Annotated in this window: 9 protein-coding genes; all 9 read left to right on the forward strand. The window is 62.9% G+C overall.

Annotated features, from left to right (window positions below):
• The first annotated feature begins 168 nt into the window (after positions 1–168).
• A complete protein-coding gene (gene tagH / locus AAGR22_RS03545; RefSeq protein WP_345830317.1) occupies positions 169–2,244 on the forward strand; it encodes a type VI secretion system-associated FHA domain protein TagH in 2,076 nt (691 codons plus the stop codon).
• Entirely contained in the window at positions 2,244–3,038 is a 795-nt protein-coding gene (locus tag AAGR22_RS03550; RefSeq protein WP_067704601.1) for a protein phosphatase 2C domain-containing protein, read from the forward strand. Before tagH ends, AAGR22_RS03550 begins: the two co-directional genes overlap by 1 nt.
• Before the next feature lie 22 nt (positions 3,039–3,060).
• On the forward strand, positions 3,061–4,182 hold the full coding sequence (locus AAGR22_RS03555) for a hypothetical protein (RefSeq protein ID WP_345830318.1): 1,122 nt from the start codon (positions 3,061–3,063) through the stop codon (positions 4,180–4,182).
• Positions 4,183–4,206: 24 nt separating this feature from the next.
• The gene (locus AAGR22_RS03560) at positions 4,207–5,034 is read left to right on the forward strand and encodes a type VI secretion system accessory protein TagJ (RefSeq protein WP_345830320.1); all 828 of its coding nucleotides are present in this window, start codon (positions 4,207–4,209) and stop codon (positions 5,032–5,034) included.
• The gene (tssE, locus tag AAGR22_RS03565) at positions 5,031–5,609 is read left to right on the forward strand and encodes a type VI secretion system baseplate subunit TssE (protein ID WP_067703759.1); all 579 of its coding nucleotides are present in this window, start codon (positions 5,031–5,033) and stop codon (positions 5,607–5,609) included. The genes AAGR22_RS03560 and tssE overlap by 4 nt, the downstream gene beginning before the upstream one ends.
• Positions 5,610–5,611: 2 nt before the next feature.
• Positions 5,612–7,489 carry a type VI secretion system baseplate subunit TssF gene (tssF, locus tag AAGR22_RS03570; RefSeq protein WP_067703757.1) on the forward strand — a complete coding sequence of 626 codons (1,878 nt, stop codon included), beginning with the start codon at positions 5,612–5,614 and terminating at the stop codon, positions 7,487–7,489.
• Entirely contained in the window at positions 7,486–8,520 is a 1,035-nt protein-coding gene (tssG, locus tag AAGR22_RS03575; protein ID WP_345830323.1) for a type VI secretion system baseplate subunit TssG, read from the forward strand. Before tssF ends, tssG begins: the two co-directional genes overlap by 4 nt.
• 62 nt (positions 8,521–8,582) lie before the next feature.
• The gene (gene tssH / locus AAGR22_RS03580; RefSeq protein WP_345830325.1) at positions 8,583–11,198 is read left to right on the forward strand and encodes a type VI secretion system ATPase TssH; all 2,616 of its coding nucleotides are present in this window, start codon (positions 8,583–8,585) and stop codon (positions 11,196–11,198) included.
• Between the two features lie 29 nt (positions 11,199–11,227).
• Positions 11,228–12,703, forward strand: a complete 1,476-nt coding sequence (locus AAGR22_RS03585) for a serine/threonine-protein kinase (RefSeq protein ID WP_067703750.1) — start codon at positions 11,228–11,230, stop codon at positions 12,701–12,703.
• Positions 12,704–12,707: the final 4 nt, after the last annotated feature.

Consider the following 12,707-nt stretch of genomic DNA (forward strand, 5'->3'; position numbering starts at 1 on the left):
GACCTTTACCTCTCCCCAACGCTAATCAAGGGAGAGTCTGTTAATCCGCTTTTAGCGTTCAAACTCCACCCGTTTTCTGCTGGCTGTTAAAACGGGCGCGGCTTGAACGCCGAACGTCCTTCATCCCTCTGGATGCTATTGGGACTCCCTCTAACGCAGGAATCCGTTATGCGATTTACGATAATAGCGACCAAATCTGGTCAGCAGCCGCCGCAGAGCAGCTGTGACTTTCTGCCGCCCGGCGGCACTATTGGCCGCGGTGCCGATAATAATCTGGTACTGCCGGACGACGACCGCACGATTTCCCGCCTGCAGGCGATTGTGCATATCACCGCCGATGGCGAATGCCGCATTACTAATCGCGGCACCGTGACGCTGGTACACCTTAATGATATTCCGCTGGAGCGCGGGCGTCAGGTCGAGCTACAGGACGGCGATATCCTGACCATTGATGATTATCGCCTGCAGGTAAGTGACCTCAACAGCGGGGCGCAGCCGGTTGTCGCCACGCCTGTCGCGCGTCCTGCCGCGTCGATGGCTCGTCCTGGTGACACGTCGTCGGCTCGTCCTGCCGCCGCGTCGTCGAATCGCCCTGCTGCGCCAGTGGCTCAGCCTGCGCCGCCCACAGAGGCGAAAGAAAATTCCCCAGCCGCGATCCCCAGCGAGATTTGGGAGAGCCTGGCGCAGGAGTTTTCAATTACCGACAGCCTGTCTAATCGCAGCAAACCCGCGCGCAGCAGCGCTAACCCGCTGACGGAAGGGCCGGCGCCCGATCGTAACCCTGTCGATCCGCTTGCGCAGTTTGCCAGCGGATCGGATGCGCTGAACTTTGATCGTCGTAACCCGACGCCGGACTCACTGTTTAACAACGACGAGCTGTTTAAGCAGGAGAGCATTTTCAACGACAGCACGCCCAGCACATTGCTTCAGCAGCAGGCGACAAAGCCGACCCCGTCAGGAAAGGATAAGGATGAAGTGGATCCGCTGGCGCTGTTCGGGGGGGGAAGCGCTGCCGCGAAGGTCAACAGCGACGATCCGCTGGGGCTGATGATGGGCAATGCCGTGCCGCTTACGCCGCTGGACGAGCAGCCTGGCGATGCTGCTTATGCTGATTCGCCGCTGTCTGATGATTCTCCGCGTCCTGCTGCTTACGCTGATTCGCCGCTGTCTGATGATTCGCCGCGTTCTGCTGCTTACGCTGATTCGCCGCTGTTTGATGATTCGCCGCGTGCTGCTGCTTACGCTGATTCGCCGCTGTTTGATGAGTCACCGCGCCCTGCTGCCTCGCCGTCCGGGCAGCCCAGTCTGGCGTCGGAACCAGCGGCTTCTCAGGCTGAACGCTTGTCCGCCGATCGACCGGCTGACCCGACTGATGAATCGCCGGAGAGCAATCCCTTATCCTCTTTCGATGCGCGGGAAGATGATCTCTCGCGACTCGCCAGCTCGCCGCTGTTTGACGACGAGCCTGCACAGGCCCCGACGCAGCCCGACTACGGCGGCATTACGCTGCCGACGCCGCAGGCCGTGGCGCGCAACACTACGCCGCCGCCTAAGGGACGACTGCGTATCGATCCGGTGTCGAATACGGCCTCATCCTCCAGCGCGGCGGGAACCGGCAGCGGCGAGCTGCTGGACGGCGAACTGATGGATGCGCTTATCAGCGGCATGGGGCTGAACGATCTGCAACCGACCCCGCGCTTCGATCGTGACGCCATGGAGGAGCTGGGGCAGATGCTCGGCATGTTCTCGCAGGGCACGGTGGCGCTGCTCTCTTCGCGCTCGATCCTCAAGCGCGGCGTGAAGGCCGAAATGACGGTGATCCTCGACGAGGCCAACAACCCGTTCAAGCTGCTGCCGTCGGGCAAGTCAGTATTGATGCAGATGTTTGGCAGCCGGATGCCGGGCTTTATGCCGCCAAAGCAGTCGGTGCGCGATGCGCTGGTTGATCTGCAGGCGCACCAGCTGGGGATGATCGCCGGGATCCGCGCGATCATCGCCTCAATGCTGCAATCCTTTAATCCGCAGCAGCTGGAGGAGGAGGCGCGTCGGGAAGGGGCCACCTCGCGCCTCTCGCTCCCCAGCAGTCGTAAAGCCGCGCTGTGGGAACACTTCACTAAGCGCTACGGCGAAACCGCCGGAGAAATCGAAGATGACTTCCATACCCTGTTCGGCGAAGCCTTTTTACACGCCTACGATATGGAAGTGAACCAGTACAAAGACTCTCAAATCAGATCGGAAGAATGATGAATATCACCCTTGCCTCCATGTCGAATCAGGGCGACCGCGAAAGCAATCAGGACCAGACCGGGGAGAGCATCGGCGAGCGTTCGGCCTGCTTTGTGGTCTGCGACGGCGTGGCCGGTCTGCCCGGCGGTGACGTCGCGGCTGAACTGGCCCGCAACACCATTCTCGAACGCTTTAACGGCGATGACCACCTCGACGCGCAGTGCATACGCCGCTACGTCAACGACGCTAACCGCGCCATCCGTGAACAGCAGCAGGCGCACAGCGAATATAAGCGCATGGGCACCACCATGGTCAGCCTGTTTATCGATCGCGACTTTGAGCTGGCCTACTGGGCGCATGCGGGCGACAGCCGCCTGTACCTCTTTCGTCGGGGCTATCTCTACCACGTCACCACCGATCACAGCCTGGTGCAGCAGATGAAAGATGCCGGGCACCAGACCGAAGGTATTAACGGCAACCTGCTCTATTTTGCCCTCGGGATGGGCGATAAAGAGCGTGATGCCAGCTACAGCGATGTGGTGCCGATTGAAGACGGCGACGCGTTTTTGCTCTGCACCGACGGTTTCTGGCACGGGCTGTCGCAGCAGCATATGCAGCAGTCGCTGCATATGGTTAACACGCCCGATGAGTGGCTGACGCTGATGCAGGAGGTTATCCGTAAGAATGACCAGGCGTCAGGGGCCAGTCAGGATAACTACAGCGCCGTCGCCGTCTGGGTTGGCGACCCGCAGGATACGACGCTGCTGCATTCGCTTTCGGAAGCAGCCCAGTTTCTTCCCCTTCGTGATTAAAATAAGGCCTTCAAGGACTCCTATGAAATATTGGCTATCAGGTGCGCTCTCCCTGCTTATCGCGTCCAGCGCCTGGGCGCAGGATTATCGCGTGGTCTCTTCCCCCTCGCTTAAGCTGGATATCTGGATCGACAACATCAAAAGCAACGCGCCCTCCAGCTGGTGCGCCAGCGAACTGCCGCTGCGCATTGTGGCAAACGGCGAGAAAAACCCCAGCGTTATGAATACGTTTCTGCCGCGCGTCGGCAGCCTGCTGGCCAATCAGTGCGCTAAGCTGAGCGTTATCCACTGGCAGATGAACGACAGCACCGGCAAATCGCTGGCGAAAGGCAGCGCCCTGAAAGCGCACCGCTGGGCAGTACAGGTTGATCCTGCCGCCACGGCCAGCGCTACCTCCGGCGGAACGGCAGCCAGCGCCACTCAGGCCGCGACGGCCGGCGGGGCGGCGGGCAACGCCAGTCAGGCAGTGACCACCGGCGGCGCAGCAACCGCGCCGACCAACACCCACCCCGGCAGCACGACGCCAGCGACGCAGACGCCTGAAGCACCTGCCGCGCCCCCGGTGGTCGCCGCTGAGGATCTCTCCCCGCCTGCCGACACGACGCCCTGGGTGCAGTTCAGCCTGATGGATGGCTGCCACTTCCGTACCTGGTGGCGCAGCGGCCAGACCAGCGCGCTGTTTGTCCCGGCGAAAGGGGGCGTAACCTGCGGCAGCGACGGCTGGCTGAGCGGCGCGAGCGAGATTTCGCAAAGCGGCAGGGGCGGCCCCCGCACGCTGCATATGACTTTCCTACAGGGATTCCCGGTCGCCGGGCTGAACGCGAAAGCGCTGGGCCGCGACCTGCAAATCACCACCGTGAATAACGAGCGAATGGTGCTGAGCGATGAGAAATCTCCCCAGAGCTGGATGCTGGTGCCCTGGGCGCCGGAGCTGAACGGCTGGAAAGTGAACGGCACGGTGGCGGTGCAGATTACCCGGAGCGAAGCCGACGACGACAGCGCCCTGAAGGCGCGCCTTAACGAAGTGCGTAAGGTCTGGTCGCCCTACCTGAGTAACGGCGGCTCGCTGACTATCCGCCTGGTCACGGCGCTACACCCGCAGCTGAAGGATCCGGCCGCCGGTGCATTCCGCACGCTCAACTAGTTCACGCCCGTCTGAGGAAAGAACATGAATTCTCTGCATCAACTGATGGCCGGACGCACGCTGGCCGAGACCCTGGCGCGCGTGGAAGCCGATATCAAAAGCCGCCCGGCCGACGCCGATCTGCGCGCCGCCTTTGTTCAGCTGCTTTGCCTGGCGGGTAACTGGTCACGCGCGCAGATCCAGCTGAAATCCTGGCGGGCGCTTAAGCCGCAGGCGCTGCCTACCGTCACCCTGCTGGAGCAGGCGGTAGCGGGCGAAATAACGCGTGCGGCGGTGTTTGCCGGGCAGGCAACGCCGCGTATGCCGGGGGAGGCGTTTGGCTGGGCCGCGCAGCTGCTGGCCGCTCTGCGGGCGGATGCCGCCGGGGAGACAGAGCAGGCGGCCACCCTGCGCGCCGGAGCCTTTGACGCCGCACAGGTAAATCCATGCAGCGTTCAGAAGGAGGGGGATGAGCAAGCGCAGGCGGTGGAGTGGCTGATCGACGGCGATGGCCGTCTGGGGCCGATTTGCGAGCTGATCGTCAAGGGGCACTACACCTGGCTGCCGTTCAGCGCCATCAGCGAACTGCGCTTCCAGGCACCGACCAGCGTTACCGATCTGGTCTGGCGGCACGTGCTGGTGCGCCTGAGTGACGGCAGCGAAGAGGTGTGTCAGATCCCGGTACGCTATCCCTTCGACAGCGCCGCCGCCGATGCCGTGCGGCTGGCCAGCGTCACCGAATGGCAGCCGCTGGACGCTGACGGCGAGCAGTTTATAGGCCACGGACAGAAAACCTGGCTGAGCGCCGACGCTGACTTTGCCCTGCTGGGGCTGGAGCTGATCGCCTTTAGCGCAGCTGACGAGGCGCTATGAGTAACGACTTCGACCTGAACGGACAGCAGGGTAGCGATGCGCTGCGCGGCGGCTACCGCTTTCGTAACCGGCAGGATGCGCTAAACGCCCGCGATAAAATGCAGCCTTCGCTGCTGGATCGGCTGACCGATGACGCGCCGGATAAGCAGCAGGAGGCGGCCAGCAGCACGGTTATCTCCCACAGCGCGCTGCGGCGCAACGTCCTGCGGGATCTGCAGTGGCTGTTTAACTGCATCAACAATGAGGCCCAGCAGGATCTGACCCCGTTCCCTCAGGTTCAGCGCTCCACCTGGAACTTCGGTGTTTCCCCCCTGGCCGGGCAGCGCATGTCAGATATTGAGTGGGGCGACATTCAGCGCAAGCTGACCCGTTCCATTCTCGACTTCGAGCCGCGCATCCTGCCCGCCGGGCTCCAGGTACGCTGCGTGTCGGACACCCGTTCGCTGAATCTGCATAACGTGCTGTCGATTGAGATTAAAGGGCGGCTGTGGTGCGTGCCTTATCCGCTGGAGTTCCTGTTCCGCACCGATGTCGATCTGGAAAACGGTCATTTTGAGCTTAAAGACGTAGGGTAATCATGGACAGCAAACTGCTCGACTATTACAACCGTGAACTGGCTTATCTGCGCGAAATGGGCGCGGAGTTCGCCGAGCGCTACCCCAAGGTGGCTGGCCGCCTGGGAATGCGCGGCATTGAGGTGGCCGACCCCTATGTGGAGCGGCTGATGGAGGGCTTTGCCTTTCTCACCTCACGCGTGCAGCTCAAAATGGACGCCGAGTTCCCGCGCTTCTCGCAGCGTATGCTGGAGATGATTGCCCCTAACTTTCTTGCGCCCACGCCGTCCATGGCCATCGCCGAACTGCATCCCGACGGCAAAAAAGGCGACATCAGCGGCGGCTTCCGGGTGCCGCGCGGCACCATGATGGAGAGCCAGACGCTGAAAAAGAGCGGCGTGACCTGTAGCTACTCGACGGCCCATGAGGTGATGCTCCAGCCGCTGCGCATTGAGAGCGTCGAGCTGGGCGGCGTGCCGGCCGATATCCCGCTGGCGGCGATGGGCCTCAGCCAGCGCGGGGCGGTGAGTGCGCTGCGGATCCGCCTCTCCTGCTATAACCAGGTGGTGCTGAATCAGCTGAGCTTTGACGATCTGATGTTTTTTCTCAGCGGCCCGGATATTCAGGCCCAGCAGCTGCTGGAGCTGATTATGCAGCATACCGTGGGCAGCTTCTGCCAGACCGTAGAGGCGAAGCCAAAGCGCGTGGTGCTGGGGGATGATGCGCTAAAGCAGGAGGGCTTTGCGCCCGAGCAGGCGCTGCTGCCTGACGACCTGCGCAACTTCGACGGCTACCGGCTGCTCCAGGAGTACTTTGCCTTCCCCGCGCGCTTTCAGTTTATCAGCATCAGCCAGCTTAAACCGCTGCTGGCCGCCTGCGGCACGGGCGTCGGGGCGTTTGAAATCGTCCTGCTGCTGGATAAGGCCGACGCCTCGCTGGAGCGGGTGATTGATAAAAGCCATCTGGCGCTGCACTGCACCCCGGTCGTCAATCTGTTTCCCAAAACGGCCGAGCGGCAAAAAATCAGCGACAGCGTGCATGAGTATCATCTGGTGGTCGATAACATCCGCCCGCTGGACTATGAGATTTTCTCGGTGCAGAAGCTCTACGCCACCGGCGAGAAGCAGCGCGACGAACAGGTCTTTCGCCCGTTCTGGAGCACCTTTAGCCGCGATGAAGGCGACTATGGCGCCTACTTCTCGCTGCGGCGTGAACAGCGCACCCTGTCCGAGCACGCCCAGCGCTTCGGGACGCGCACCGGCTACGTCGGTTCCGAGGTGTTTTTGTCGCTGGTCGATGAGCGACATGCCCCCTGGCGTGATGCGCTGCGGCACCTGACCGCCGAGGTGATGTGCACCAGCCGCGATATCCCGCTGATGCTGCTGCAACAGGATCAGGGCAACTTTATGATGCCGGACTCGATCCCGGTGGGCCAGCTGACGCTGCGCAAGGGACCGACGCCGCCGCGCGCCGCGCTGGCGGAAGGCATGGCCACGTGGCGGCTGATCAGCCACCTGCAAATGAACTACCTCAGCCTGATGGACGGCGATGATGGCCAGGGCGCGTCGGCGCTGCGTCAGCTGCTGAGCCTCTATGCCAACCTGGCGGATGCGCCCGTGGCCCGCCAGATCGAGGGTATCCGCCACTGTCAGCTTAAACCCGCCTATCGGCGGGTGCCGGAGCCAGGCCCGATTGTCTTTATGCGCGGCATTGGCATTGAGCTGAGCGTGGACGAGCAGGCCTTCTCCGGCGCAAGCGCATGGCTGCTGGGTAGCGTGCTGGAGCGCGTCTTTTCGCGGCTGGTGGCGATGAACAGCTTTACCGAACTGACGCTGACCAGCCAGCAGCGTGGCGAAGTGGGCTACTGGGCGCCGCGCAGCGGCAAAAGGGCGCTGATATGATCCATTCACTCCAGCGCCTGCCGGATAACTTCTGGCAGAGGGTGACGCGCACCCCCTGGCGCTACGATCTGTTTCAGCTCCTGCGCCGGATGGATGCGCAGGGCGGGGAGCGCTATCCGCTGGGCCGCGCGCCGCTGCCGCGCCATGAGCCGCTGCGCATCGGTCAGGAGCCGTCGCTGGCCTTTGCCCCTGCGACGCTGGCCAGCGCCGCGCCGCGCGAGAACAGCCCGCTGCACGACGTCTCCATCTTCAGCTTTGGCCTGTTTGGCCCGAACGGTCCGCTGCCGCTGCATCTGACCGAATATGCCCGCGAGCGCATCTATCACCATCAGGACCACAGCCTGTCGGCCTTTGCCGACCTGTTTCACCATCGCCTGACGCTGCTGTTTTATCGCGCCTGGGCGGATGCACAGCCCACCGTTTCGCTGGACCGCGCCGACGGCCGACACTTTGAGCGCTACCTGGCCAGCCTGATTGGCATGGGCCAGCCGGGGCAGTTAAGCAAAGGCAGCCTGAGCGAACATGCGCGCTATGCGGTGGCGGGCCACCTGACGCGCAACGGTCGCGATGCCGAGGGGCTGGTAAAAATCCTCCGTCACTACTTTAAGGTGCCGGTCACCCTGGCTGAAAACCTGCCCCACTGGCTGCCCATCGGTCAGCGCGAACGCGCCAGGCTCAGCGCCGGACGCCACATGCCGCGACTCGGCGAGTCGGCCTTTCTCGGCGTGGCGGTACGCGACGTGCAGCATAAGTTCCGCCTGGCGCTGGGACCGATGTCGCTGGCGGTTTACAACCGCTTTCTGCCCGGTGAGCCCTGGGCAGAGCAGCTGCGCGACTGGGTCAGGCAGTACCTGGGCATCGAGTTTGTCTGGGACGTCCGTTTAATTTTGCAGGCTGAGGACGTCAAGGGGGTCACGCTGGGCGGCCCGTCCCGGCTGGGGCTGAGCTGCTGGCTGGGAAAAGCCGCGGTTCCCCAGCCGCGCAGCGAACTGCTTTTCAGCCCGGAACCCGCAGAAAGCGCGGGCGTTTGATCGCGAATAACGCGCACTAAAGCCATTTATTCTGTCAGTCATCTAACTCACTGAGAAAAATCATGTCAGAAATCAGCCGCGCCGTACTGTTCGGCAAACTGGACACGCTGTTATTTACCTCCCTGGAAAGCGCCACCGCCTTTTGTAAACTGCGCGGTAACCCCTATGTTGAGCTGGTGCACTGGCTGCATCAGCTGATGCAGCATCAGGAGGGCGATATACAGCAGCTCATCCGTTACTTTTCACTGGACGAAGACGCGCTGACGCGTGACGTTGTGGCCGCTCTCGACCGCCTGCCGCGCGGGGCCAGCGCGGTCTCGGACCTGTCAGAACATATCGACAGCGCCGTTGAGCGCGCCTGGGTTTACGGTTCGCTGAAGTTTGGCGTACAGCAAATTCGCGGCGGCCACCTGATTATCGGCCTGTTGAAAACCTTCAACCTGGCAAACCTGCTGAAAGGCATCTCCCCGCAGTTTGGCCGCATCAGCGCCGATACGCTGCTGGAGCAGTTCGATACTATCTTCGCCAACAGCAAAGAGGCCCAGCTGGCGGCGGCAGCCCCGGCGGAGAGTGCCGGAGCGGTGCCGCCGCAGAAGGGCACCCTGGCGCAGTATGCGCAGGATCTCACCGCCCGGGCGCGCGAGGGCAAAATCGATCCGGTGGCCGGGCGAGACGAAGAGATCCGCCAGATGGTCGATATTCTGATGCGCCGGCGCCAGAACAATCCGCTGCTGACCGGCGAGGCGGGCGTGGGTAAAACGGCGGTAGTGGAAGGCCTGGCGCTGCGCATTGCCGCCGGCGACGTGCCCGCGCCGCTGCAGGAGGTGCAGCTGTGGCTGCTGGACATCGGTATGCTGCAGGCGGGCGCGGGTATGAAGGGCGAGTTTGAGGCGCGGCTACAGGCGCTGATTAATGAAGTGCAGTCCAGCCCGACGCCGATTGTGCTGTTTATTGACGAGATCCACACGCTGGTTGGCGCGGGCGGACAGCAGGGGACCGGCGATGCGGCTAACCTGCTGAAGCCCGCTCTGGCGCGCGGTCAGCTGCGCACCATCGGCGCGACCACCTGGGCCGAGTACAAAAAATATATCGAAAAGGACCCGGCCCTGACGCGCCGCTTCCAGACCGTGCAGGTGCATGAGCCGGACGAGCAGAAAGCGCTGCTGATGCTGCGCAGCACCGTCAGCGCGCTGGAGAAACACCATCGCGTCCTGCTGTTGGATGAGGCGGTGGCGGCAGCGGTCACGCTCTCCCATCGCTATATTCCCGCGCGGCAGCTGCCGGATAAGGCGGTCGCCCTGCTGGATACCGCCTGCGCCCGCGTCGCGGTCAGCCAGAGCGCGCAGCCGCCGCAGCTGGAAGACTGCGTGCACCGCATTCACGCGCTGGAAATTGAAAAAGAGATTGCCGGGCGCGAAGCCAGAGTGGCAATCGGCGATGCCACGCGCGTGGCATCGCTGGATGCGCAGCTGGCGGAACTGGCGACGCAGCGCGACCAGCTGACCGCCCGCTGGCAGCAGGAGCAGGGGCTGGTGGATGAGATTATCGCCCTGCGCGCGCAGCTGCACGCAGACGAAGCGGAAGAGGTAGAGACGCTTCATCAGACGCTGGCCGAACGACAGCAGGCATTGAAGGCCCTACAGGGAGAAGTGCCGCTGCTGTTTGCCGCCGTGGATGCCAACGTGGTTGCCGCGGTGGTGTCGGACTGGACCGGCATTCCGCTGGGACGCATGGTGAAAAACGAAATTGAGGCCGTGCTCAACCTGGCTGATACCCTCAACGAGCGGGTCATCGGCCAGCGTCACGGTCTGGATCTGATTGCTAAACGCGTTCGCACCTCGCGCGCGCGGCTTGACGACCCGAACAAGCCCGTGGGGGTCTTTATGCTGTGCGGCCCGTCCGGCGTGGGTAAAACCGAAACTGCGCTGGCGCTGGCCGAGACGCTGTACGGCGGTGAACAGAACATTATCACCATCAATATGAGTGAGTTCCAGGAAGCCCATACCGTATCAACCCTGAAAGGCGCGCCTCCGGGCTACGTCGGCTACGGCGAAGGAGGGGTACTGACCGAGGCCGTGCGCCGCCGTCCCTACAGCGTGGTACTGCTCGATGAGATCGAAAAGGCGCACCCGGACGTGCATGAGATCTTTTTCCAGGTGTTCGACAAAGGCTGGATGGAGGATGGCGAAGGCCGCCATATCGACTTCCGCAATACCCTGATCATCCTGACCTCCAACGTCGGCACCCAGCTGATTAGCGCGATGTGTGCCGATCCGGAACTGATGCCCGAGCCGGATGCGCTGGCCGCCGCCCTGCGTCCGCCGCTGCTGGAGGTCTTCCCGCCCGCGCTGCTCGGTCGCCTGCTGGTGGTGCCTTACTATCCGCTAAGCGACGAGATGCTGGCCAGCATTGTACGCCTGCAGCTGAAGCGCATTCAGCGCCGCCTGGAGCAGAATCACGGCATTGTCTCGGAGGTCGACGACAGCGTTATCGCGCAGATCGTCCAGCGCTGCACCGAGGTGGAGTCCGGCGGCCGCATGGTCGATGCCATCCTGACCAATACCCTCCTGCCGCAGATGAGCCAGATATTGCTCACCGCCAGCGCGCAGGACCAACAGTATCGCCATCTGCGCGTCACGCTGCAGCAGGGCGAATTCCAGTGCCAGTTTGAGGCTTAAGGCCCATCACACTCAGAGAGTTGTCCAATATGTCAGAACACGATAATCCGCACGCGGTACCCAACGCTTTGCCGGTGGGCTACCGCTTTAACGAGTTTGAAATCAAGGAAGTGATTGGCGGTGGCGGCTTTGGCATTGTCTACCGCGCCTGGGATCATCAGCTTGAACGCACCATCGCCATCAAGGAGTTTATGCCCGCCTCGCTGGCGGTGCGTAACGATGACCTGACGCTGGTTCTGCGCAGCGATCGCTTCAGCAAAACCTTCCACGCCGGCCTGAACAGCTTTATTCAGGAAGCCCGGCTGCTGGCCCGCTTCAACCATCCGAACCTGCTGCACGTCCTGCGCTTCTGGGTGCAGAACGACACCGCCTATATGGGCACCGCGTTCTATACCGGCACCACGCTCTCTCAGCTGCACAGCCGGCGGCCGGAGATGATCAGCGAAGCCTGGATCCGCAGCCTGCTGCCGCCGCTGTTCGGGGCGATCAATACCATTCATCAGGAGGGGTATCTGCACCGCGATATCTCGCTGGATAACATCCAGATCCAGGAGAATGGCGTACCGGTGCTGCTGGATTTCGGCTCGGCGCGTAAGGCGATCGGTAACCTGTCCGATGAAACGGAAACCATGCTCAAACCCGGCTTCGCGCCGATTGAGCAGTACAGCGACGATAACGAAAGCGAGCAGGGTACCTGGACCGATATCTACGCGCTGGGCGCGGTGCTGCATACGCTGATCGTCGGCTCACCGCCGCCGGTGAGCGTGGTGCGCAGCATTGAGGACAGCTACCAGCCGCTGGTGAAGCTGCGTCCGGCGGGCTACTCCCTGCCGCTGCTGAACGCGATTGACCGTGCGCTGGCGCTACAGCCGGAAGATCGTCCGCAGACTGTGGATGCGCTGGCGGCGCTGATGGAGCTGTCACCTACCGATATCAATGAGATCCACGAGGTCAAAGTAAACGGCCCGGGCACCATGCTGGTGCCGGTCGAGGCAGCGGCGGAGGCCTCGCCGCAGGCGACCACGCTAAAACGCTTTATCGTACCGGGACTGATTGCTGCCGGGGTGCTGGTGGGGATCGGCGTGGGGGCGATGATGGCCGGGGGCGGGGGAAGCGATCGGCCGTCTCAGGCTGAGACCACTCAGGCGCAAACCACTCAGGCGCAGACCGCGTCTTCTTCCGCCCAGGCGCCCGCTGCGACGCAGCAGCCGACGGAACTGGCAGGCAGTGCGGCGTCTGCTGAGCAGGCCAGCCAGCCTGCTGAAGCGCCGGTGGCACCACCGCCGCCGGAGCCCGTTGCCCAGGTTTACATTAAGCTGCTGCCGGGCGACAAGGTCGCGATGAACGGTAACCCGCAGGCGCTGGTCCCCTCGCCGAATGGCTTCGCCATGCTGCAACTGCCGCCGGGTGACTACCGTTTCAGCATCAGCAACGAGGGTAAAACCCGCGATCAGCGCATCAGCGTCGATCGTGCAGGCGTATGGCTGCTGGATCCGCAAAGCTAATCAC

The organism is Erwinia sp. HDF1-3R, assembly GCF_039621855.1.
Lineage (GTDB): Bacteria > Pseudomonadota > Gammaproteobacteria > Enterobacterales > Enterobacteriaceae > Erwinia.

Excerpts from the sequence above, each read along its gene's own strand:
- tagH (WP_345830317.1), top strand. The coding sequence starts at position 169 with ATGCGATTTACGATAATAGCGACCAAATCTGGTCAGCAGCCGCCGCAG.
- AAGR22_RS03550 (WP_067704601.1), top strand. The coding sequence starts at position 2,244 with ATGAATATCACCCTTGCCTCCATGTCGAATCAGGGCGACCGCGAAAGC.
- AAGR22_RS03555 (WP_345830318.1), top strand. The coding sequence starts at position 3,061 with ATGAAATATTGGCTATCAGGTGCGCTCTCCCTGCTTATCGCGTCCAGC.
- AAGR22_RS03560 (WP_345830320.1), top strand. The coding sequence starts at position 4,207 with ATGAATTCTCTGCATCAACTGATGGCCGGACGCACGCTGGCCGAGACC.
- tssE (WP_067703759.1), top strand. The coding sequence starts at position 5,031 with ATGAGTAACGACTTCGACCTGAACGGACAGCAGGGTAGCGATGCGCTG.
- tssF (WP_067703757.1), top strand. The coding sequence starts at position 5,612 with ATGGACAGCAAACTGCTCGACTATTACAACCGTGAACTGGCTTATCTG.
- tssG (WP_345830323.1), top strand. The coding sequence starts at position 7,486 with ATGATCCATTCACTCCAGCGCCTGCCGGATAACTTCTGGCAGAGGGTG.
- tssH (WP_345830325.1), top strand. The coding sequence starts at position 8,583 with ATGTCAGAAATCAGCCGCGCCGTACTGTTCGGCAAACTGGACACGCTG.
- AAGR22_RS03585 (WP_067703750.1), top strand. The coding sequence starts at position 11,228 with ATGTCAGAACACGATAATCCGCACGCGGTACCCAACGCTTTGCCGGTG.